Raw genomic sequence first — 23,942 nt, 5'->3', positions numbered from 1 at the left:
CTTTTTTGCCCTGACCTTGGGGTTTTCCGTAAGTCCAGTTCTAGAGAATATCTGAAGGGAAATTAAACTGGTAGCAAAATTTTTTGAACTTTTAATAAAAAATTTCAGCCATCATGCATCGTGCGCTTCCACCTCCAATGGCTTCTATTGTAGGGATATCTGTTGATATTAATTTGGAGTATTGCTGGAGGATTCTTAGTTGTTCATGAGTAAAGTGGCGTTTGGCTTGCTCGGACAAAATTAAAAGACTTTCATCATTCTTATTATAAAGTTCCAAAACATTACCACACATGTGCTGTACTTGATTCCAACTAATGTCAATAATTGCTTTTCCTGTTTCTTTGAAACTTTGTGAAACTATTGTTTTTTGTTGAGCATCTGTAATCGAGGCCAAACAAATAATAGCGTAGTATTTGCCTAGGCTCATTATGACATTGGTATGATAAACGGGCTTATTCTGTCTGTCTACACTATTAAATACAATAGGAGTGTATCCCAGAATATCAGCCACTTTGTTGACCAGGTTCAGGGATGTTCGTGGGGATAAGGAGGCATAAAGAAGGAGGTTTTCTCTATCTAAAACCAGGCTGCCAGTTCCTTCAAGAATTTCACCCTTATCATTTCTTAAGTCAATTATTTCATTAACTTCAAATTGAGCATTGTTCAGTACTTCAATTAATCCTTTGATATTGACTTCTGCTTGCCTATTTTTAGCTAATAATGGATAAATAATCAGGATATTATTCCCTTTTGTATCGGTATGTGTTGAAAACCAGTTATTAGGAAAAACGGCATCCGGTAAATTCTTGCTCTGCGAGAGGGTTAATACGTTTATCTCTTCTTTTTCCAGTTGTAAGACCATAGCAGTAAATTCTGCTAGCGCCTTAGTGCTTATGTCTTTGATAGACATGAATGATTGGAAAGAGTTGCTGGTTGATGTTTCATAATTAAAGCAAAATCCTTCCGGTGGAACCATTAATACCGTAGATCCTTTACAAGTCATAAATAAGCCATCGGGAAATCATGTTGCCTAGAATACTGAGAGTATTTGCAAAAATCCATATCCAATTATTTCATTTTAAATAAATCTTTATTCTTTGCCGAGTTGATTCTTACCCCTTTTTTGCAAATCAAGTAGTTTGGATTTAATGATGTTGTAAACTGCAGGCAAAACGAATAGGGTAAACAGTGTTCCAACACTGAGACCGCTAATCAATACGGTTCCTATGGCATGTCGGGATTCAGAACCCGCATCGTGTGATAATACTAAAGGGATAGCGCCAAAAGCCATGGCACCAGTTGTCATTAATACAGGTCGTAAACGTAATGTGGCTGCTTTCTGTATAGCCTCAGGCAGTGAAGCACCATCTTGATGTAGTTTATTAGCAAATTCCACTATTAAAATGCCGTGTTTGCTAATGAGACCAATTAGAGTAATCAAACCTACCTGCGTGTAAATATTTAAGGATTGTCCAAATAAATAGGTGAATAATAAGGCACCCGAGCAGGCTAGTGGTACAGTAAAAAGAATAATGAAGGGGTCAGTAAAATTCTCAAATTGTGTGCATAAAATAGCATAGATGAAAGCCAAGGATAAGAAAAACAAAAATAACATGGAATTGGAGGATTCATGAAATGCCTTGGCCGCACCAGTCCAGGTCAGTTTAAAGTGTTGGGGCATCACTTCCTTGGCAATGGTCCATAGTTTTTCAATAGCCTTCGCCATAGAATCTCCCTTGTGTAATTGGACGTGTAGAGTGGTCGAACGCATTTGCTGATAATGATCAAGAGTTGCAGGTTGGGCTTTAGGTTGCATTTTAGTAATAGCCCCCAATGAAATAGGCTTTCCTTCATTTGTAGTTAAATAAAGTTCATTCAAAGTCCAGGGCGAGGAATCTCCTTTAATCGATAAATTATAAACGACTCCATCTTTTTCAAAGGTTTGTGACTTGTCGCCACTGAAAAATACCTCAATCGTCTTTGCCACCTGATTCGCTGTAAGCCCAAGTTTTGCCAATTGATTATAATCAAGATCTATATTGTATCCCATGGTATCAAGCCGAAGGTCATAGCTCACTGTTTCAAATAACTTGCTTTTATCCAGAATGCCTTTTAATTTTTCAGTCTCATCAAATAATTGCCTGAAATTGTCTGGCGTAGAAATAACCAGGGTTAACTCAGAACCACTGCCAGCATCATCGATTCCTGGTAAGCCCGTATCCCAACTCCAGACATGAGGATCCATGGATGGGAAGTGGTTAAAGGAAGGTCTTAATTTCTCAACAAGCTGATTCGCGGTTCGATTACGTTGAGCATGAGGTTTTAAAGGCAGTACTATTGACCCGCCCCAATCACCAATAAAAGTCAGGCGATTACTTGATTCAGGTATAGTATTGAGTTTTTTTTCAAGTTTTCCTGTTTTGTTATCCAACATTCCTATGTCTTCTCCTGCTACAGGAGGGATATAAATACCTATTAAACCCCTATCTTCTTTAGGAGCAGTTTCATGACTAATTAAATTATAAAATCCAAAGCAAGCAACAACAGAAATCAGAGCTGTTATCAAAGTAATCTTTTGGTGTTTCAGAATGAATTGTAAAACATTGGAGTATTGTTTCGTTAACCTTTCAAGAACATGATCGAATTGTGGCCACCAGTTTTTAGAAGATGCGCTCAAAAGGTTGGCACACATCAATGGTGAAAGTGTCAGAGCAACAATCCCAGAAATAAAAACACTACCGGCCAGAGCAACAGCAAATTCAACAAAGAGTTGTCCCAGCATGCCCTGGATAAAGGCTATAGGCAAATAAACACTGCTAAGAGTAAAGGTCATTGCAATAATGGCGAAACCAATTTCACGTGCTCCTTTAAGTGCAGCCTCCAATGGAGATAATCCGCTTTCAATATGACGCCAAATGTTTTCCAGGACAATAATTGCATCGTCTACAACTAAACCGATTGCCAATACCATTGCCAGTAATGTCATTAAATTGAGCGAAAAACCAAATAATTTAAGGAAAAGCAAGGATCCCAATAATGAAATTGGAATGGTAATTAGAGGGATGATGGTGGCTTTAATATTGCGTAAAAAGAGAAAAACTATGATTAAGACTAAACCAATGGCTTCGCCAATCGCTGATCTAATGTTTTTTAGTGAGGCATTAATAAAGTCAGACTGATCAATTATAGTGTTTATTTTCAGATCCTTAGGTAGCCCTTGTTGTAATCCTTTAATCACTTTTCGAACTTCTTTAGAGACTTCAATAGGATTGGCTTCATTCGCTTTATTGATAGAAAGTACAACCCCAGCGTGCCCATTAACGCGAACTCGCATTTGTGAGTTATCGGTTTCCAAAGCAACACTGGCGAGTGATTTGAGTAAAATTGGATGCCTGGAATTTGTTTTAATTAAAAGATTCTCATAATCTTCCCGAGTTTTCAGCTCGGAATTAAGAGTACTGGGAATTTTATTTCTATAATTACCTGCAGGCAGCGAAATACGATTTTTTGCGAGTGCATTCACTATTTCATCTACATTAACCCCAAAAGAAAATAATTTTTCAGGTTGGAGGGTAATATTGTAAGTATAGGGTTGCCCCCATACCTCAACGGAAGCAACACCTTGCACACTGCGAAAGACATTTTTTAAATTAAGATTAGCGTAATGAGTCAGTTCACCAAAGTCTTTAGAGGTTGACTCCAATGAAATCCCAATGAAAGGAAGGCCATTGGATTTGCGTTGACGTTCAACTACTGGTGATCTTACTTCTTGCGGCAGAAGTGCTTTGGCTATTCCTACGGCGTCTTGAGTGGCACTTAGTGCCCTATCCATGGATGTCCCTGAACGAAACATCAAGGTGATTTGGGCATAGCCAGTGCTTGATTGGGATGTAATTGTTTCTAACCCTTCTATACCAGCAAGGCGATCTTCCAGAACATTAGTCACGGCGGTTTCAACTAAATCAGGACTGGCGTTGGGATAGTTTGCTGAAACGGTTATTGTAGGAAAATGGATATCAGGATATTCCCTTACCTGTAAATTATATAGGCATAGCAGTCCCAGAACAACAATCATGGCATTTAAGATGATGGTGATTACAGGATGTTTGATGAAATAGCTGGTGAGGTTCATAATATTAGCTGTTAGTTATTGCTGGATGATAAATATCAACGGCCATTTCAGGGTATAAGCGTTCCTGGCCTTTTATAACCAATTGTTGCCCGGCTTTTAATCCCTCGACAATTTCAATTTTATCCTGTTGCTGCAATCCCGTTTTCACCGAAGCAAGAACAATTCTCCCTTTTTTTACGATATATACAAAAGGCTTACTATTTCTCAAAAATAATGCCTGGAAGGGGATGACAATGGTGTTATTTTTTTCCGCAACAACGAGTTCAACGTTCGTGGTCGCACCAATAAGACAATTTTCACATTGGATATCTACGTCAGCTGGGCACATGTGGGTGTCTTCGTCGAGCATTTTTTGTAAATGACTTAATGAATACCGTTTACCTAGCACATAAACAGGTTGACCTTCATTAAGCGTTGTTAAGTTACTGCAAGGAATATCAAAATCGACAACCAAAGCAGATGGGTCGTAAATACTTACAACAGGCTCGCCTGCATTGACTTGTGCCCCTTCCCTTTTTTTGTATGCTCCAATTATTCCATCGAAGGGAGCATAAAAGCGGAGGTTATCCAATTCAATCCTGGTTTTTGATAATTCTTTTTGAGTATCAATCCAGGCTTGTTTTTTTTCTTCGACTTCCCTGGTGCTGACATATCCTGATTTAATTAAAGGGGTGATGCGTTCATATTGTGCTTTTGCCAATTCTACCGCGCTCAGTGAAAGCTGTAGATTTTTTTCAAGATCTGGGTTGTTGATTTTTGCAATAAGTGTCCCTTTTGTGACTTTTTGGCCAGTTGGGATAAGGGTATCCAGCATCCCTGATTCCTTAGCAATTAATGTCGTTGCGTGTTTTGGATGAATGGTGCCTAATAAATGGATTGTTTGTTGTAAGTTGTGTCTTTTAATGGTTTCAACTTCAACAAGCTTATTAGGTACGCTTACTGGCGCAACTTTTAAGTGGAATAATTTTTTACCGATGAAAAACAGAATGCTGATAATTGCTATTATCAGCACTGGTATTTGCCAATAATAGTTCGAGCGCCATTGACTTCTATTAAATTGAATTCCTAACACGCTTTTCTGCAATTGAATGGAACGATGGCAGAAACTTTATCATATAATTGAGCTCGCTTTAACCAATATTTACTAAAGTAGCTGCTTGAGCAGGATTTTTCTTTAATGCAATATAGAAGTGGTATATTAAGAATATTCCAGATAAAAAAAAGCCCTGTTTTTCCAAGGATTAAATTATACTTGAAAAAACAGGGCTAATATTAAAAAATTAGACTACTTCAACTTCCTCAGCTTGAGGTCCTTTTTGACCATTGCAAGCTTTAAACATTACAGTAGCACCTTCAGCCAGGGTTTTAAAACCACTGCCTTGGATCGCACTGAAATGTACAAAATAATCTTTGCCGCCACTTTCTAAAAAACCGAAACCTTTGGACTCATTAAACCACTTGACTGTACCACGAATTTTTTCTGACATGTTAATTTCCTAAATTGTTACGCATCCATTGTAGCATTATTTTATTAATTGTGCTGTTTTTTTTATTAATTTTTTTTAATATTTTGAATTAAGTTTGATTTTGTATAAAAAATAGAAAATTAAATAAATAGATTGGTAAAATTTTACAGAGAAATGACTATAATGCTCACTCATTACTCAGTGATATCAGCTCTTTCGCATGAGACAGCGTTTGTTCTGTTATAGTGAGCCCACCCAACATGCGAGCGATCTCGGCAACTTTAGCGGGTGCTTCAAGTAATGAGATATTAGTAAAAGTTTGATTGTTATTACTATTTTTTGTGACTAAAAAGTGATGATGTGCCGAGGCAGCAACTTGCGGCTGGTGGGTAACACAAAAAACCTGCAATCTTTCTCCGAGGTTTCGCAGCATTTTTCCAACTAGTGCAGCAGTTGAGCCGCCAATTCCCACATCTACCTCATCAAATAATAAGGTGGGTGTTGAGCCTTGTTGTGCAGTAATCATTTGTATTGCAAGACTGATTCGGGATAATTCTCCCCCTGAGGCAATTTTGCTTAATGAATCAGGCGCCATCCCCGGATTGGTACATACTTTGTATTCCACCTTATCTAATCCATGAACTTGCATTTTTTCTAAAGGAGTGATTTCGATTTCAATCCAGCCTTTAGGCATCCCTAACTGCTGAATGCTGGCCGTTATTTCTTGAGCCAGTTTTTCGGCGTGAATTTTGCGTGACTCACTCAATTTTAATGCAGCATTTTCATAAGCTTTATTGATTTGAGCTAATTGTAAATGGAGATGGGCCAATTTGCTTTCTACATTTTGCAAATTCTCCAGTTCATTTTGTAATGTTTTTTCATGATTCTGAAGTGATTTGCTATCAAGATGGTATTTCCGGGCTAATTGATGAATAGAACTTATTCGCGATTCCACTTCTTGCAATCTTTCTGGATCCAGTTGAATTTTATCTGCGAATTCTTGCATTTCACTGATGGCTTCTTCACATTGAATCAATGCTGAATTAATTAATTCGGCAGTACTTTTTATTTGTGGTTGTTCTTGAGGGAGTTGCTGAATCAGTTGAAAAATCTGATTTAAGCCAGAGCAAATATTGGGTTGATCGTCACTATTCAATAACTCATTGATCTGTTGGCTTAACTGCAGATACTCTCTGGCATGATGTAATATTTGATGCTCTTGATGCAAGGCTTCCAGCTCACCTTCTTGGATACCAAGCGCTTGTAATTCATCAATTTGAAATTGCAATAATTTGATTCGGTCAACTTGTTGCTCCTGACTTTGTAATGTATTTATTTCTTGTACTATTTGTTGGTGTTGCTTATAGAGTGCATTGACTTCATTTAACAAGAGGTGGTTGTTGGCGTAGCGATCAAGTTGTTGTCTATGTGTCGCATGTTGCATGAGTGTTTGATGCTGGTGTTGTCCATGGATATGCACCAGTTTTTCACTTAATTCCTTTATTTTTTGTAAAGGGAAAGGTTGTCCATTAATATAAGATTTGGAACGGCCTTCTGGGTAAATAATACGCCTAAGATAAATTTCACCATCTTGGCAAGAAATATCGTGTTCTGCTAACCATTGAGCAGGTTCTGATGATTCATCGAAACAAAATCCAGCGGTGATATCACATTTTTCTTCGCCGGGGCGAACTACGGAAGGATCTGCCTTTTCACCCAAAACTAACAGTAAGGCGTCAATCATGATTGATTTGCCAGCGCCTGTTTCACCTGTAAAGGTAGTCATGCCTTGTGCAAAATCCAGTTCCAGTTGTTTAACAATAGCAAAATGTTCAATGCGCAATGTCGTGAGCATGTTTTATCCCTGATGCTTTGATTCCCAACCAAGCTTGCTTCGTAATGTATCATAATAATGATAATCAAGAGGGTGTAACAAACGCAATCGACTACCATTTTTTTTGACTGCTACTTTTTGTCCCGGTTTAACTATACGGGATTCGTGTCCATCACAACTGATACGCAAATCGGTTTCATTCGATTTGCTGATATACAATTCAATTTCTGCTTCCCCATCGATAACGAGTGGTCGGGAACTTAGGCTGTGTGAAAACATGGGTACCAGGACGATAGCATTGAGTTGAGGATGCATTATCGGCCCTCCAGCAGACAAGGCATAGGCTGTTGAGCCAGTTGGAGTGGATAAAATCATGCCATCCGAACGGTAATGGCTAACCAGCTGTTGATTAATGTAAACATCAAATTCTATCAAATGCGTTTCACTGCCTCTGCCTAATACGACATCATTGAGGGCATCACCTTCAAAATAACTGTTTTCTTTGTCATATATTTTAGTATGCAATAAGAAGCGTTCTTCTTCATTATATTGTCCATTAAGCACAGGGCCTAAATGGGATTCAATGTCCTGGGGTAAAATATCCGTTAAAAAACCTAACCTCCCTCTGTTAATACCAATGACTGGGGTGTTAACTTTTATAGCCATCCGTGAGGCAGAAAGCAAACTGCCATCGCCTCCGACTACAATAATCAAGTCCTGTTTTGCCCCCATCTTTTCTCTAGGCAAAACAGGAGCCTCTAATTCAAAACTGGCCGCAGTGTCTGTGTCCTGAAAAATTTCTATGTCCTGTGTGCTTAAAAAGTCAACCAGTCGATGCAAACTTTCATTCACTTCCTGATTGGCTCTGTGTTGGCGGGCATACAAGATGGCTCGTTTAAATTTTTGTTTCATAATATTTATTATTCTTCATTTGTGGCAGTACGAGAAGCTTTTTTTCTATCGTGTTCCTTGAGAAATTTTTTACGTAAACGGATAGATAACGGGGTGACCTCAACTAACTCATCATCATCGATAAATTCCAGCGCTTGCTCAAGAGATAATTTGACTGGAGGGGTCAGGATGATATTTTCATCCGAACCTGAAGCCCTGATGTTGGTTAATTGCTTTTCTTTGGTGACATTAACAACCAGGTCGTTATCTCTGGCATGAATACCTACAATCATTCCTTCATAGCAGACCGATTGAGGTTCTAAAAATAGTCTTCCACGTTCTTGCAAGTTGAACAAGGCAAAAGCCCGGGCAGTTCCAGGGCAATTAGCTATCATGACGCCATTGATACGCTTTCCGATGCGCCCTTTAATCAACGGGCCATAGTGGTCAAAGACATGATACATTAATCCGGTACCTGAAGTGCAGGATAAAAATTCATTGTGAAAACCGATTAATCCCCGGGTAGGTATGATGTAATCCAAACGTACTCTGCCTTTGCCATCAGGAACCATATTTTGCATTTCCCCTCGGCGTTCGCCTAATTTTTCCATAATGGTACCTTGATGGTTTTCCTCAACATCAACTGTCAGGTGTTCATAAGGTTCCTGTTGTTCACCATTGACTTCGCGAATAATCACTTCCGGTTTGCTTATCGCCAATTCATAGCCTTCACGTCGCATTGTTTCAATGAGAATCGACAAGTGTAATTCTCCACGTCCTGAAACTCTGAATTTGTCAGGGTCATCGCTGTCTTCTACACGAAGCGCCACATTATGCAGTAATTCTGTATTTAAGCGTTCACGAATTTTTCTTGATGTGACATATTTCCCCTCTTGGCCGGCCAGTGGCGAGTCATTAACCTGAAAGGTCATACTGATTGTGGGTTCATCTACCAAAAGCGCAGGTAATGCCTCCACCTGATTGGGGTCGCAAATCGTGTCGGATATATTCAGGTTCTCAATTCCAGTTATCGCGATAATATCACCGGCACTGGCCTCTTCTACTTCAACACGTTCAAGGCCTTTAAATCCTAGTAACTGGAGTAGTCGTCCGCTGCGCATATTGCCGTCTTTATCAATAATTTTTACCGCGGATTTTGCCTTAATTTGCCCTCGTGTAATTCGACCAATACCTATGGTGCCAACATAAGAAGAATAATCGAGAGAACTGATTTGCATTTGAAACGGACCATTGGCATCGACGCAAGGTGGTGAGACTTTATCTATGATCGTTTGCAGTAAAGCAGACATGTCTGTCGTATGGTCTTCCAAATTAAGTTTGGCATAGCCATTTAAAGCGGAGGTATAAACTACAGGGAAGTCTAGTTGGGTGTCATTGGCGCCCAAGTTATCAAACAAGTCAAACACTTGATCCATCACCCAATCAGGTCTTGCTCCTGGACGGTCAATTTTATTAATAACGACAATGGGGTTTAAGCCACGAGCAAATGCTTTCTGGGTCACGAAGCGAGTTTGTGGCATGGGGCCGTCAACCGCATCGACCAGTAATAAAACGCTGTCAACCATAGATAGAATACGTTCCACTTCGCCGCCAAAATCCGCATGCCCTGGGGTATCTACAATATTGATTTGATAACCTTTCCAATAAACACAAGTGTTTTTGGCTAAAATGGTAATGCCACGCTCTTTTTCAAGTGCGTTGGAGTCCATCACGCGTTCAATTTTTGGAGCTCTCTCATTCAGCGTTCCAGTTTGTTGCAAGAGCTTGTCAACAAGAGTAGTTTTGCCATGGTCAACGTGAGCAATAATGGCAATATTGCGAATTTTTTCAATCATAAAAAACCTTTAGTTGGGGAATAGCGAGATTTAATAAGTTAAGGTAATAACTGGCAATTGTTCATAGATTCAACATTATACACTAATCGCTCATTAAAGAATATCCACTCGTTAGTTGATGCTGTACTGCCAGCCCTTTTGAGTTTTATTGCGATACCAAATTTTTTTGGAGAAGCCAGTAGAATTATCAAGCAGATTTGGCTCCTCTACACCTTTGACTTGTTGATAAATTGCCTCAGGCGCGAGTAAATCATCGAATGCTACTTCTCCGCTATAAATTCTTCCATCATTTACAAATAATCCTAATTTCATACACAAGAAGGTAATAGTCGCTGTCGCAGCCAAGGCATTGCCTGCTATTTCACCTGTGCTGGCATTGATGCCTGTAGGCACTTCAATGGCCAGGATGGGTACAGTGAATTGTTGGAGGCGCTGGAGAAGACAGGCTATCTCCGGGCGAACGTGACCATGCAACCCCACACCAAAAAGGGCATCGACAATTAATTCAGGATTGCCTAAATCAATTTCAGGCGAATAAGGGTGTAGAACAATTCCTTGATGATGGCATGAATTCATTTCGTGCCATACCTCTTTATGCATTTGAGGTGGCTTTGACTTACTCAGCTGGTGTCCTACTTGCCATATTGTCGGGCTTATTCCCATTTTTTTTGCCTGCTGAGCCAAAACATAGCCTTGTCCTCCATTATCGCCACGGCCACAAAAAATACTGACCTTTTTAACTTTTGGCCACCGATGCATCAAAAAGTCGCAGGCTGCTTTACCTGAGCGCTGCATCAGTTCAAGACAAGACACTTGATATTGGTTTTGCATTAAATCCATCAGTTGTTGAAATTGTGTCACAAGATAAATAGGCGTTCTCATGTTGACCAGATGTCATTTTCCCATAGTAGAATAATAGTCTATGTAAAGAAATTTTTTCTCAATTTTGTAAGCCTTGTTTTTAGAGCATTGGAGAACTTCCCGATTTATAGTGAGGATAACATCATTCTCCTATGCTATTCACACAGAGATTATTCTCTTAAATGAAAGGCTGCCATCAGCTCCTGGGATAATCGGTTCCCGGCAACGGGATTATTTTTGTAGGCATTTTCCAAATCCTCCATTTGCTCAGAGGTTAGAAGGATATCAATCGCTTGCATGTTTTCTGCTAAATGCTGTGGATTTGAGGTTCCAGGAATGGGAATAATGTCTTCTCCTTGTGCTAATAGCCAGGCTAATGATAATTGTGCTGGTGTGTAACCTATTCTTTTTCCAATGAGCTCAAGTTCATTAACTAAACCGAGATTTTGATCAAAATTTTCGGCTTGGAATTGCGGAACATTAACTCTGAAATCAAAGCCATTCTTCCCTAAAAGATTAGATTTCTTAATCTGACCACTTAGGAAACCACGTGCTATGGGGCAATAGGCAACAAAACAAATGCCTAATTCGCGGCAGGTCCCCAAAACGGCTGTCGCCGGAGCCCGAATTCGAAGGGAGTATTCGGTTTGAACAGCAACCAGTTTGTCCTTGACTGCTGTATAAGCTGCTCGAATGGTATCAGCATCAGTTTCAGATAAACCAATGTAACCAATTTTGCCTTCATCAATAAGGTCATGCATTATCCCCATCACTTCTTCAATTGGTGTTTGATGGTCATAACGATGCAAATAGTAGAGATCAATGTGATCAGTATTTAAGCGTTTTAGGCTTTTCTCACAGGCTGTTCTGATATAAGCAGATGAATTATTGACACTCATTTCATCATTAGAGCCTGTCCTTACTACTCCGCATTTCGTTGCAAGTATAATCTGGTTACGAAAGGGTTTTATCGCTTTACCAACTAATTCTTCATTTTTACCTTTTCCATAAATATCAGCTGTATCAAAGAAATTAACCTGGTATTGGTTATGCGCATTACGAATAATTTTGACTGCATCATCAAGGCGAGCGGGTTTGCCATAAAACTCTGATAATCCCATGCAGCCAAAGCCCAATGCTGAAACATCAGGACCAATCTTACCCAATTTGCGATATTTCATGGTTTATCCCCAACGGACATGGTTTGATTTAAGCAGTTCAATTAAGTATAGAATGATTTGGCAGTAAAGTATTAAGGATTATGATTTTATTACTGAAATGGTAAAGCGGCTTGAATAATAAAAATCTTTTACATAGAATGCTGCGGTTCATCTTTAGGGATTTAAAAAGGATTTATTATGAGCTTTAAAGGATTTAAAGTGGTAATGCTGATATTATTATCAACTCAAAGTTATGCCTCTAAATTGGCATCCTCCAGTGTTTGTGATTCAACTATTGAAAATCCATGTATTGTCCAGGATAGTAAAACCCAATTTTCACCCGTCATTAGATATAGAGAGGTTGCATCAATTGCGGATGTTTACGGTGGCAATATCACAGGGATTAATAAATTTCATTTGTCAGGAAGCGAGCAACCAAGCGAAAAGGGTTGGGAGGCTATTGCCGAGTCCATTTCCAGAAAAATGGGGGCTGAAACAAAAAAAGTCATAGTGCTCGATCTTCGCCAGGAGAGCCATGGTTATCTCAATGGCAGAGCAATTACCTTGGTTAGCGCCTATAACTGGATAAATTTGGCCAAATCCAATACCCAGAGTACTTTCGACCAGGAAAACTGGTTGGCTGGCTTAAGATCCAGAAAAATTGTTAACGGTGTTTTAACGGTGCCGCAGTATGTCGCCAAACAATATTCTCACGGCAAATCAATGGTAGTGAGCACTGTAAAAAATGAAGAATATTATGTATATAAAAAAGGATTCGATTATTATCGCATTTTTATATCCGATCACCGTGCTCCTTTAGATTCTGAAGTGGATGCGCTTGTCGCACTGATAAAAAATAATCCGGAAGACACCTGGTATCATGTTCATTGCCGGGGAGGAAAAGGCCGCACGACAACCGTTTTCGCCATGTTTGATATGTTAAAGAATGCAGACAAGGTTAGTTTTGAGGAAATTATCGCGCGACAAGCTTCCATTCCACCTTTTTATAATTTGATGGTGACCAATCGTGAAATCCCTGAATTAACTCCTTATTATGAGCAAAGACTGCAATTTTTGATTCATTTTTATGAATTTGCTCGTCAATCCCTGATGGGATATTCAGGCACCTGGTCAGAATGGAAGAAGCTTAATATTTAGTGTCCTTTGCAAGAAGGACATGTTAAAGGCCTTCATTTGAAATGAAACGAATTTCATGAAGGCTTGGCACTCAATTACTTTCAGTGAGAATAAAATTACAATTTCTTGAATTGAGTGTTGGTTTTCTCATGATTTATCTGCCTCAAGAGCAGGGTAAAATCATACTTTGATTATATAAAGCAAAATTTGAGTCATTCCCGCGCAAGAAGGAATCCATTTCTGTAGCAAACTCTTTCGTATCTTGCAGGATAGATTCCCGCCTGTGCGCGGGAATGACAAAATATGCTCAAATTTATAGGGTATCACGGCTCATAATCAACTTAAGTTGGTATGATTTTGCCCTGGTCCCAAGATAAGAAAACCTTGATTTAATCGTAAAAATGCATTACGAATTATTATATTAGTCATAGAAAATAATTGGTATTTGTTTGCTAGACTAATAGTAAGAAGTAAATATGGGGGATATTTATGAAACAACTAATATTACATCCCACCGATATTAGCCAATGGCATGCCCTAGTTAATGAAGCGCAAGCAGCTACCAGGCTGATATTGAATGAAAACACGGAAAGTTATTTGGTTTTTTTGCTGATGCGCTTTTCTCAAGGTACAAAACTTATCGAATCTGTTGTTGCTCTTGATTTTCTTGAATCCATGCGAAAACCTCGCCAGTTACAAGTCGAATTATTAAGGGATGTGGGGGATAAAAGCTTATTATTTTGTGGTTTATTTCCAGGCATTGCTAAAAAACGCCATGTGAGTTTGAGTTATTTTTCTGACATGGGGCAAGCGGCTTACTTGACTGTTGGAGAGCTTGAAGAGAATCAGACAGCCAATTTGTATTTTCAATTAAGCGAGCAATTTATTACTTTGCAGCAAGTACTGCAAGCCATGAGAGGAGAGTATATCCAGTTTAGCCAGTCAAACTGTGGAGTCCTGGCAAATCCTGATTTGACTATGCAGTAAACACAGGTTCATTTTATTTGCGAAATAGCAGAGTAACGTCGATTGAATCAAAAGTGTATTTTTGATTGCAAAAATCACAAGTGATTTCTATTTGCCCTTTTTCTTTAATTAATTCTTCCGCTTCTTCTGCTCCCAGGATAGCAATGACTTGTTTCATTTTTTCCTGATTACAACGGCATTGGAAACGAGTAGTACGGCTTTCGAATATCCTTAATTCCGTTTCATGATAAAGACGATAGAGTAGTGTTTGATTGTCTATGGTCAGCAATTCATCTTCGGTAACTGTTTGTCCCAGCTGAACGGCATATTCCCAAAATTGCTCTCTTTGGATTGTATCTTGACCTGGCATGAGTTGTAATAGCATACCTGCCGCCATCTCTTCATTGACAGCTAACCACACGCGAGTAGCAATTTGTTCTGATTGGGCAAAATATGTCATCAGATTTTCGCTCATGGAAGTGGATTGAATAGGTATCAGGCTTTGATAGGCTTGAGTTTGGTTGTCCTGACTTATAGTGATGACCATTCGACCTTGAAGAAACGCGGTCGCATAATCAGCAATTTCAAGACCCTCTGCACATTTTGCAAAGCCTCTTATATTTAAATTGTGATCGCATTGAACAAGTAATAGGGATAATCTTTCGTCACCTTGAAATTGTAGACTTAAATTTCCTTCAAATTTAATACTGCTTGCCAAGAGTAAACAAGAAACTAACGCTTCACCTAAAAGATTTTTTACCATGGGTGGGTAATTACGTTGGTTCATGATATTTTGAAATGTTTTTTCAATATGAACAATTTCGCCACGGATATTCGCATGTTCAAAAATAAAACGCTGTAAGGTGTCTGCTTCTTTCATTTCAAACCTATAACACAAATTTGCCTATTCTATCATAAAATGTTCATCTCAGGCCTTTTCTGAATTCAGTTATTTTGAACAAAATCTTACAGGGGGAGCAAAGGTTTCTATAGCCAGAGTATCTTAATTATTTTTCAATTTTCCTGGAGAAATTGATTTCATCGACTATCCTTAAAAAACCCCCTTTTTAAAATTGTAAGGAGTTATTATGAAAAATAACAGTTTACTTTTCCCCTTGTTTAAAACAATAGACAAATTACTGTTTGGTATAGAAGAAATTAAAGAAATAGAAAAAGAACCAGAGTATATTTTGTGTGACAATGAAGACGAGTTTGATGTAGAGCGTTCTATCAATTAATTCTTGCGTGAAAAAGAAAGGCTGGGTGATAATGCCTTTTTTTTGAACGGGAATAAAGTATGTTGAATAGCCAACAAATGGCTGCGGTAAAATATATTGATGGGCCTTTGTTGGTTCTGGCTGGGGCTGGAAGCGGTAAAACAAGAGTTATTACACAAAAAATTGGTTATTTAATTAATTCATGTGGTTATAATGCCAACTCCATTTGTGCCGTTACTTTCACGAATAAAGCAGCGAATGAAATGCGCGCAAGAGTTTCTGCCTTTTTACCTGCTGCAAGCAGGCGGGGATTAAAAGTTGCCACATTTCATACATTAGGCTTAAGCATTATCAAGCGTGATGTTGCTCGATGCGATTTGAAACCGGGATTTTCTATTTTTGACAGTGAAGATTGTTTACAAATTTTGCGGGGTTTTTTACCCATTAATAAAGCAACCGATAGAGACTTTACCCTCAAAATTCAACAACAAATTTCTCTTTGGAAAAATAATTTATTGAATCCTGAATTAATACTTCAAAATCCTCCGGAAACTCTTTTATGTGACGAGGCTTTAACAATTTATCCACGTTATCAAGAAGCATTAAAGGCATATAATGCGGTGGACTTTGATGATCTGATTCGGTTACCTGTTGGTCTATTGAATGATCATGCTGATGTGTTGGAATATTGGCAGAATAAAATTCGCCATTTGTTGGTAGATGAGTATCAGGATTCAAACACTAGCCAGTATCTTCTGGTAAAAAAATTGGCTGGGGTTCGTGCCCACTTTACGGTGGTAGGTGATGATGATCAATCGATTTATGCCTGGCGTGGCGCCAAACCAGAGAATTTAGCACAGTTACAAAAAGACTTTCCTCAGTTAAAGATTATTAAATTAGAGCAAAATTACAGGTCAACCAGCCGGATTTTACATGCTGCCAATCATCTGATTGCTAATAATCAACATTTATTTGAAAAAAGATTATGGAGTGATTTGGGGCATGGGGAGTTATTAAGGGTTGTCAGCTGTAAGGATGAGCAGGATGAAGCGGAACATGTGATCGCGGATTTAATAAGTCATAAATTACGTAACCGGACAAGTTATAACGATTACGCTGTCTTATATAGAGGAAATCATCAGGCGAGAATATTTGAAAAGGTATTAAGACATCACGGTATTCCTTATCATATTAGCGGAGGCCAGTCCTGGTTTGCCAAGTTAGAAGTCAGAGATATTTTTGCCTATCTTAAATTGCTTTGTAATGAAGCAGATGATGCCGCTTTTTTGCGAGCGATTACTACTCCTAAACGTGGTATAGGAGAAACCAGTCTAGATGCTCTGGGGCGCTATGCTCAATCCAGAGGAATAAGTTTATACCACGGGTCAGATCATTTGGCCTTGTCTGAGTTTGTTGCAGAGAAACAGAGAATTATTTTCCATGATTTCAAATTTTGGATGGAAGACATTAAAAAACGCATCATTTCGGGTTCCGTTCTGGAGCATTTAAGGCAAATGGTGGAAGATATTGGGTATGAAGCTTATATTTATGAACAATGTGATTCTCCCGCCAAGGCACAAAAAAAAATGGACAATGTATGGGAGCTTTTAGAATGGGTTAATCGCTTGTTGAATAAGGAGCCTGAACAATCCCTCATTGATGTGGTGAATAAATTAATATTAATCGATATATTGGAACAATCCGATGAATCTTCAAGTGATGTAGTCCAATTAATGACATTGCATGCCTCAAAAGGTTTGGAATTTCCTTTTGTTTATTTGGTAGGGATGGAAGAAGAGTTATTACCTCATCGAGTGAGCATTGATGATGACCAAATTGAAGAAGAAAGAAGATTGGCTTATGTAGGGATCACGCGTGCGCAGAAGGGGTTATGCTTTACTTTAGCCAAGCAAAGACGCCGTGCTGGAGAACTGCAAGATTGTGTTCCAAGCCGATTTTTGGATGAATTGCCTCAAGAGAGTTTGGAGTGGTTTGGTAAAGGCGGTGAGCGTTGTGAAGAGCAATCAAAAAAACTGGCCAAATCGCATCTGGAAGGACTGAAAAACTTGTTGAGCTAAGAGTAAATTATATTTATCTTTGGTAAGGATAGTGATTAAAAAATCTAGCATGTCGATTAGTCCCCCCTAAATTTAAACGTGAAATTAGAATCTTGCTTGTTTAAACTGCAAGTCGATATGCTTAATATGAAAAAATAAGTAAGTGCTCTATGATGAGTGGGATGCGCCTGTATTAATTAGCTTGTTTATTGAGAAAAATATGAAACTGCGCTACAGGTAAGCATAGGTTAAGATTTCTGCAAACTTACCGACGTTTCAAAAAAAAGCTTTAGTTCTATAAACTATATTTGTTTTCAATTTATTGTCTTAAATTTGCCCTGCATTTGAATTGTAGATTCAGATATTAATCTATACTTCTTTATTATAGGTCGCAAAAATTTATTTTGATGCAATTTCAATCTCTGTAATCTATAAAGATAATTCATTATGCCTCTAGATGGTTTTTCATTGTATACAGATTCAACAATTAGAAATGCTGCAAAATATGCTTATGATCATTACTTAGGGGTACCTTACAAGGAGGTAAACCAAGAATCAACACCAGCAAATATTGGGGGAATAACAGTATACAGACAAACTCACGGCCTGTCCCATGTTTTGCGCACAATGACTTATTCTGAAACAATCGTGGAGGAAGCGCAAAAAGCTAAATTAAGAGGTGAGACGTTACAAACTTTTGCAGATGGGCGAAGTCTAGCTGATGTTACTCCAGACGAGCTCAAAAAGATCATGGTTGCCCAGGTTTTTTTTGTTACCGGAAGAGAAGGCCAAGGATCTGATCCAGAAAGCCTTAAAAAGTATCATGAATTAAGTCGAAAAGCATTTTTGAATTACATTGAAGTAAATAAATCAACATTAATTCCAGATGTTTTCAAGGATCAAGCTGAAGTAAATTTTTATGCGGATATTATTGAGGATAAAGATCATAACGAAACAGCAAGTCCAGCACATATGCTTATTAATCAATGCCATATGATCGATTCAATGAGAGAAATACAACCCCCGGAATCCAATATAGAGCATTTTTTCAGTGAACTCCAACCTTGGATAGGTTCAAAAGGGGCTGAGGCTTTTTTTGCCAAACAAAGACAATTCTTTCAAGCTACCTATGAAGTCGTTTTTGGTTTTGACTCCACTAATAATGAACCACATCTTGTTTTTCCTGGGTTAGGGCGCTATGTCATTGGTGGAGATGGTAATCCAATAAGAGAGCCATCGCAAGAAGGTGAGATGCAAGGTAAATTAAAATTTTTCCCTCAGGATTACAAACTGCAAGAAAATGAACGCTTCATGCGGGTGGATGAATATTTGAAACTTGATGAGGTACAACATAGGTTTCCTTCTAGAGGAGAAAAACTTGCAGGAGGAATGGCAGGTCTCAATGAGTATCAATACATGCAGAGACTGAATTCCAGAGAAAAAGGGCTATGTGAAACAAGCGTTGATTTTTGTTTAGGACAGTTAAAGACAGCAAATCATAAAGCAAAAATCGAACCTATAAAAAATGCTCTTCAGTCAGCTGCGGGTAAACGCAGAAGAGAGCCTAATGTTGATGAAATAGCAGCGGCACGCATCATCCAGCAAATTATAGCAAATCCAGATTTTGTCCATGAGGATCATGTGCTCTTAAATGGAAAAAAACTTGAGGAACAATTTTTCCGAGATTTATTATTGAAATGTGATATGGCTATTGTAGGCTCCTTATTAAATGATACTGATATTCACAATATTGATACATTCATGCAACATGAACGAAACACCAAGTTTCACGCAACCGGAGAAAACCCAATACCGAGAAATATTGGTGAAGAATGGGCAAAGTTAAGGCGCACTGGTGCTGGAGATATAAAACAAGATTTAATATTTTTGATGCAAAATGATTCCTGGTACTATAGTCGGGTTAATGCAATTGCTCAAAATAGAGATAAAGGATCGACATTTAAAGAGGTGCTCATTAGTACCTTAATGACACCACTTACAAGCAAATCCTTGAGTGACACATCTCACGTTACTCCTCCGAAGACTTTATTTCGAGGATTAGATTTGCCGGATGAGTTTAAAAATAAATTAATCCATCAATCTGAAACTATTATTGCTAATACTACGGGATATCTTTTTACTAATCCTTCTGCAGAAATATTTAATCAGATAAAATTAAATGACTCTAGTCAAATGTTTGCCAGTACATGCTTAAGTACATCCATAAATATTGAAGTTCCAAGAATAGTTTTTGATTCAAATACCATATTTGAGATACTCGATCCGGATGGTTTTCTGGAGGCCAAGCAGGTTGGAAGACATGAAGAGGGCTCTGAAACGGAATTCTCCATTTATTTGCCAGAAGACGTAGGCCTAATTCCAATAAATGTAGCTAAAGATGATAAAACTTCGGCTGGGAATGAGCGACATATCATTACATTTGTCGCCGTAAAAAGCCCTGATTTTATCCCACAACATGAGAGTGGTTATGCCCTTGAACCTTATTTAGAGATGCAAATATCTAAGTTAGATACAGTGATAGATGATGTTGAAATGCAAATTGCAGAATCATTTTTACGCGATCCCTATGATCAAGCTATATCATCACTGGAACGGCAAATTAGATTGCCTGTCAGGGGATATTGGGAACAAGCATCTCAATTTTTAAGGTCAGTTCATGATGGTAAAATCTCTCCTGAGCTTAAAGCCTTTTATGAGTCAACAGTATTACCGATAATCAAAGAATGTCGGACGGCAATTGAGGAAAATAATTTAACTAAAATGCAAACTGCTCTAGCGAAATTTCCAAGCGATAAGGAATGGGGAAAATTTAGAGATGAATCAATTTTGACGATTAAACCAGAGATAGATCAGCTGAGAAAGAATCTACAAAAGAAAATAGTACTTCAAAATGAAATTTTACCAGCCTTAGAACAATGTAAAAGATCACTCGACAGTCAGGACATTTCAAAGGCAGTAGATGCACTTGATAAATTACCATCAGAGACAAGGTTGGAGTCAATCAATGCATTACAATTGAAAAGTATTAGCCGTGAGCTTAAAGAAAATCTGCAACCACTTCGCAATGCAGTTATAACACCAATGATTACTGACCCTGAAAAAATAAAAATACGCTATAACTCACTTTTGGCTGAAACAACAAAACAGATCGCTATCATAGAAAAAGAAAATATCGAAGATTTGTCTGACTTGGGGAATATAATTTTAAATCTCAATTTTTGTTCAGAGAGTATTCAGACTCTTGAGGCTGAAAAAATCAAGTATGGTCATGCAATAAAGCCTATCGATGTGTCTGATTTAAATGCATTAAAAGATCGCCTCCAATTAATTAACCAAAACTTAATTCAGACTGTAATAGATATTGCTAGAAATAATTTAGAGCAAATAAAAGGGGCCTCAGAGTTCCATACGCATGAAAAACAGGTAAAAAATTGTCTTGATATACTAAATAATCTTGAGAAAACATTAGATGGCTCAGAGGCGGCAGTAAAGCAGAAATCCGATATTGAACAATTGAGAGGCGCGTTAATTGATAAGCAAAAAGAGCGTGCTGAAATATTTCCATTGCAACAAAGAAGCATGGCTTTAATTGCTCAACTACAGAATATATCTATCCTTAATCATGAACAATTGCATCAGAATAGGAGAGCTCAATTACACCAAAATGACTTATCTAAGGCCCAACAACTTGATTTGAGATTTAAAGAGCAAGTGAGTGCTCGTTTTAAAGCTGAATTCAATAACGATAACGCGAACATTGATCAGCTGATTGCTTTTTTAGAGAAGCAAACTCCGTCTACATTAAAAGAGGAGTTGGGAATATCTGAACAGAATGCGCAACAGTTACATGATTTACTAAAAATTTTAGTACAACCAACATCCGTTAAAGGTGAAATAGAACACAGAATAGAAGCAATTGATAAACTGTCAAGCGCAATAGGCCTAAACCCAGTCAAACTTGAACCTCTACCTCCAATTTCTGTAGCACATGATGAGGAAGGAGAACTTCGCTCATGGAGCTTTAAGTAAAGTTTTCAGCACTAGTGAAAAAAATCTTCTTGCGATTGCCCTTTCGGTGTGCTCGAGTGTTATCTTTTGGTTAGGAAAAGTTAAAGGTTATTGGATTTACCCATATAACCCTTATTTTTCTTACTTTAATTGAATTAATTTATCCGTAGACCATGAATTATACGCATTAATACCCTCTTACTGTTTAGTTTTTAGCGCTAATTGGTAGTCACTCTCATTTGCCTTGAGAGAGATTGATCCGCTCAGGAAGTTCTTCAATGAAAATTTGTGTACGGGTTTTTTCCCCTTTTTGGCTAAATAGTCTGTGTTGATTGTAGTCTGATTGCTTTTTAGCGTGTTCCAGCGTTTCACGCAATGTTTCGCCTTTTGCAGGATGGCGTATTTTTTCTTTTAATTGATTGAGCGCGACGATCTTTTTATCGGCTAATTCGCGACCTATAACGATGTCTTTAAGATGCTTTCTTTGAAATTTCTCTATTCGAGCAACAGCATGCTCAACTTGCCATTCCTGTGATGGGCGTTCGGCATTAGTATTTAATTTAACATCGAATTCTTTGGCTACCCCCCATTGTTTATTCCATGCTTCTCTAAGATTTAACGTGTGAGGTTTTTTGTCAGAAGGATTGAGTTTACTGGCAGAAAAATCCCAGAGTGCTGCCAGGCCATATATGGGTGAAGCAACAGTTTTTAATAACCAGGTAGGAATATCCATATTATGATCATGATCGGACTCAGGATCCAGGCGATCCTTCAGGAGTTTTTCAAATTGGTGATGGTGTTCTTGTTCTTCACCATGTTCCTCTTCATGACTGTGCCCAATAAAATAGTGTGCATCTTCAAAGCCTTCGCTAATAATGGCAACGAGTGCGGAAAGAATCTGCGGTACTCCCGGCATACGATCCGATGTGACTGCAACGCTGATCAAATGCCCCATAAACAGAAGGATACGCAGTGGGGTGATGGTTAATTTTAAAAGAATGCGAAAGGGGTTAACTATTTGTAACCAATTTTCGGTTTCACGTAAGTGTTGATATCCATTGGTTATTGTTTCGTAAATTTTTTGGAATATGCTCTTATTACTACGAGTTGCTTCATCGACCATATCCAGTGATTCAGCGGTGTTTTGTATGTTAAAGACGATAGCCGAAGCACCAGTTATAATGGGATTGATAACCCCCATAATAAAACTGGGCATTTTTTTCATCCAGTCAAATAAAGGGCGGGCGTTTGTAGCAATCGTCCACCATGTTCCAGCAGTACAAACGGTTAGGGCTAGTGCCAGTCCAACAAGAAAAACGGCAGTAGTTGCTATAAACACATTGCGTACAGTTAAACCTTGACTTAAATCATCGCGAATTTTGTTATACCATTTGACAACCGTATTATTGTTGATCATATCGGTGACAGCATTATAGGTTAGCATTCCATAAGCAGCGCCCGCAACGATAGCCATTGGAAGGATTATAATGGGCCACAATGCAAATGGAATGGCAGCAAAAAACGGAATTACTGTAAAGGCTTCAACAATAAGATAGGTGCTTCCCAGCCCCATGAAAAGGCCAGCAACCACACTAAAGCCTTTGACAATATGAAATTGAAAATGACGCTTTTCCCATCGTTTTATCCATTCGTCTTGCTTATTTAAAGCAAGCCAGTCAATGAGTTCCTTCGTGTATTTGGATGGGTTTGGGGATTGATTGTTTTTATCTGAAAATAATTGCAGGGCAAACCACTTTTCCATGTCCGAGAGTGTTTTTTCAATTTGGCGCTTTCTTTTTTTACTTTCTTGATTGAGTTCTTTATGACCAAATTCACCCAATAATTCTAACTGTCTTTTATAATCTTTGAAAAATTGCGGGCAATTTTCTTCGTCAGTGTTTGGAAAATGAGTGAGCAAATACTCTTTCGCCAGGTAATTCTTAAGATAGTTAAATTTAAACAGTTTATTAAGAGCGCCTTTTATGTTTTGTAAATAGATTTCGCCCTCATAAGCTACTGATAATACAAAACCGGCGAAAGCTAAAGGCAGTGCGGGCAAAAGAGCATACATGCCTCCAAAGCTTAAAAAGCCAAGTATCAGGCTTGCTCCTGTCGTCAGTAAAAGAAGAAACAAGTAATAAGGGATTTTTTGGGGCTTGATAGGTATATTTTTTATATTCATTGTAGTATATTTGCTCATTGATGCGTAATGCAGAACTTTATACCAAATGAAAATGATTATCAATAGCATTAATATCAAAAAAGGTATTTTTTGTCTTTGTTTCAATTCAACAATAAAGTTTGTTTGCAATATTCGTTTCATCAGGTAGTATCAA

The 23,942-nt window shown here is 38.2% G+C and carries 16 protein-coding genes; 5 read left to right on the top strand and 11 right to left on the bottom strand.

Annotation, left to right across the window (positions count from 1 at the left end; genetic code table 11):
* Window positions 1-91: 91 nt before the first annotated feature.
* The 9 genes from EL201_RS14655 to EL201_RS14615 form a co-directional block, all read right to left on the bottom strand.
* Window positions 92-1,003: an arginine deiminase-related protein gene (locus tag EL201_RS14655; RefSeq protein ID WP_231955088.1), complete on the bottom strand. Its 912-nt coding sequence runs from the start codon at window positions 1,001-1,003 to the stop codon at window positions 92-94.
* A gap of 87 nt (window positions 1,004-1,090) precedes the next feature.
* Window positions 1,091-4,132 (bottom strand): multidrug efflux RND transporter permease subunit LpeB, encoded by a 3,042-nt coding sequence (lpeB, locus tag EL201_RS14650; RefSeq protein WP_027222952.1) that lies wholly within the window; start codon window positions 4,130-4,132, stop codon window positions 1,091-1,093.
* 4 nt (window positions 4,133-4,136) lie between these two features.
* Window positions 4,137-5,204 (bottom strand): multidrug efflux RND transporter periplasmic adaptor subunit LpeA, encoded by a 1,068-nt coding sequence (gene lpeA, locus EL201_RS14645; RefSeq protein WP_027222951.1) that lies wholly within the window; start codon window positions 5,202-5,204, stop codon window positions 4,137-4,139.
* Between the two features lie 208 nt (window positions 5,205-5,412).
* Complete coding sequence (locus tag EL201_RS14640; protein ID WP_010948512.1) at window positions 5,413-5,619, bottom strand: cold-shock protein; 207 nt, start codon at window positions 5,617-5,619, stop codon at window positions 5,413-5,415.
* Between the two features lie 166 nt (window positions 5,620-5,785).
* The gene (recN, locus tag EL201_RS14635; RefSeq protein WP_027222950.1) at window positions 5,786-7,453 is read right to left on the bottom strand and encodes a DNA repair protein RecN; all 1,668 of its coding nucleotides are present in this window, start codon (window positions 7,451-7,453) and stop codon (window positions 5,786-5,788) included.
* A gap of 3 nt (window positions 7,454-7,456) precedes the next feature.
* Window positions 7,457-8,344: an NAD(+) kinase gene (locus tag EL201_RS14630; RefSeq protein WP_027222949.1), complete on the bottom strand. Its 888-nt coding sequence runs from the start codon at window positions 8,342-8,344 to the stop codon at window positions 7,457-7,459.
* A gap of 8 nt (window positions 8,345-8,352) precedes the next feature.
* Window positions 8,353-10,179, bottom strand: a complete 1,827-nt coding sequence (gene typA / locus EL201_RS14625; RefSeq protein ID WP_027222948.1) for a translational GTPase TypA — start codon at window positions 10,177-10,179, stop codon at window positions 8,353-8,355.
* Between the two features lie 111 nt (window positions 10,180-10,290).
* Complete coding sequence (locus tag EL201_RS14620) at window positions 10,291-11,061, bottom strand: NAD(P)H-hydrate epimerase (protein ID WP_231955087.1); 771 nt, start codon at window positions 11,059-11,061, stop codon at window positions 10,291-10,293.
* A gap of 149 nt (window positions 11,062-11,210) precedes the next feature.
* Window positions 11,211-12,221 carry an aldo/keto reductase gene (locus EL201_RS14615; RefSeq protein WP_027222947.1) on the bottom strand — a complete coding sequence of 337 codons (1,011 nt, stop codon included), beginning with the start codon at window positions 12,219-12,221 and terminating at the stop codon, window positions 11,211-11,213.
* A 177-nt stretch (window positions 12,222-12,398) separates the two neighbouring features.
* On the opposite strand from EL201_RS14615, the gene EL201_RS14610 reads away from it, so the two are divergent.
* Both EL201_RS14610 and EL201_RS14605 read left to right on the top strand, forming a co-directional pair.
* Window positions 12,399-13,358 (top strand): phosphatase domain-containing protein, encoded by a 960-nt coding sequence (locus EL201_RS14610; RefSeq protein WP_027222946.1) that lies wholly within the window; start codon window positions 12,399-12,401, stop codon window positions 13,356-13,358.
* Between the two features lie 468 nt (window positions 13,359-13,826).
* Window positions 13,827-14,324, top strand: coding sequence for a hypothetical protein (locus EL201_RS14605; RefSeq protein ID WP_027222945.1), 498 nt, complete (start codon window positions 13,827-13,829; stop codon window positions 14,322-14,324).
* 13 nt (window positions 14,325-14,337) lie between these two features.
* Here EL201_RS14605 and hslO read toward each other — a convergent pair whose 3' ends face one another.
* Window positions 14,338-15,183 carry an Hsp33 family molecular chaperone HslO gene (gene hslO, locus EL201_RS14600; protein ID WP_027222944.1) on the bottom strand — a complete coding sequence of 282 codons (846 nt, stop codon included), beginning with the start codon at window positions 15,181-15,183 and terminating at the stop codon, window positions 14,338-14,340.
* Window positions 15,184-15,391: 208 nt separating this feature from the next.
* Here hslO and EL201_RS15725 point away from each other — a divergent pair, with 208 nt between their 5' ends.
* The 3 genes from EL201_RS15725 (at window position 15,392) to EL201_RS14590 (ending at window position 21,627) form a co-directional block, all read left to right on the top strand.
* A complete protein-coding gene (locus tag EL201_RS15725; RefSeq protein WP_162839344.1) occupies window positions 15,392-15,541 on the top strand; it encodes a hypothetical protein in 150 nt (49 codons plus the stop codon).
* A gap of 59 nt (window positions 15,542-15,600) precedes the next feature.
* Window positions 15,601-17,598: a UvrD-helicase domain-containing protein gene (locus tag EL201_RS14595; protein WP_027222943.1), complete on the top strand. Its 1,998-nt coding sequence runs from the start codon at window positions 15,601-15,603 to the stop codon at window positions 17,596-17,598.
* Window positions 17,599-18,024: 426 nt separating this feature from the next.
* Window positions 18,025-21,627 carry a SidE phosphodiesterase domain-containing protein gene (locus tag EL201_RS14590; RefSeq protein ID WP_050598302.1) on the top strand — a complete coding sequence of 1,201 codons (3,603 nt, stop codon included), beginning with the start codon at window positions 18,025-18,027 and terminating at the stop codon, window positions 21,625-21,627.
* Between the two features lie 214 nt (window positions 21,628-21,841).
* Here EL201_RS14590 and iroT read toward each other — a convergent pair whose 3' ends face one another.
* A complete protein-coding gene (gene iroT, locus EL201_RS14585; RefSeq protein WP_027222942.1) occupies window positions 21,842-23,788 on the bottom strand; it encodes a T4SS effector ferrous iron transporter IroT/MavN in 1,947 nt (648 codons plus the stop codon).
* Between the last annotated feature and the right edge of the window lie 154 nt (window positions 23,789-23,942).

The organism is Legionella pneumophila subsp. pascullei (genome assembly GCF_900637585.1).
In the GTDB taxonomy this organism is placed as follows: domain Bacteria; phylum Pseudomonadota; class Gammaproteobacteria; order Legionellales; family Legionellaceae; genus Legionella; species Legionella pascullei.
Note: the sequence above shows the minus strand (reverse complement) of the source record. Positions and strands in the feature narration are given on the sequence as shown.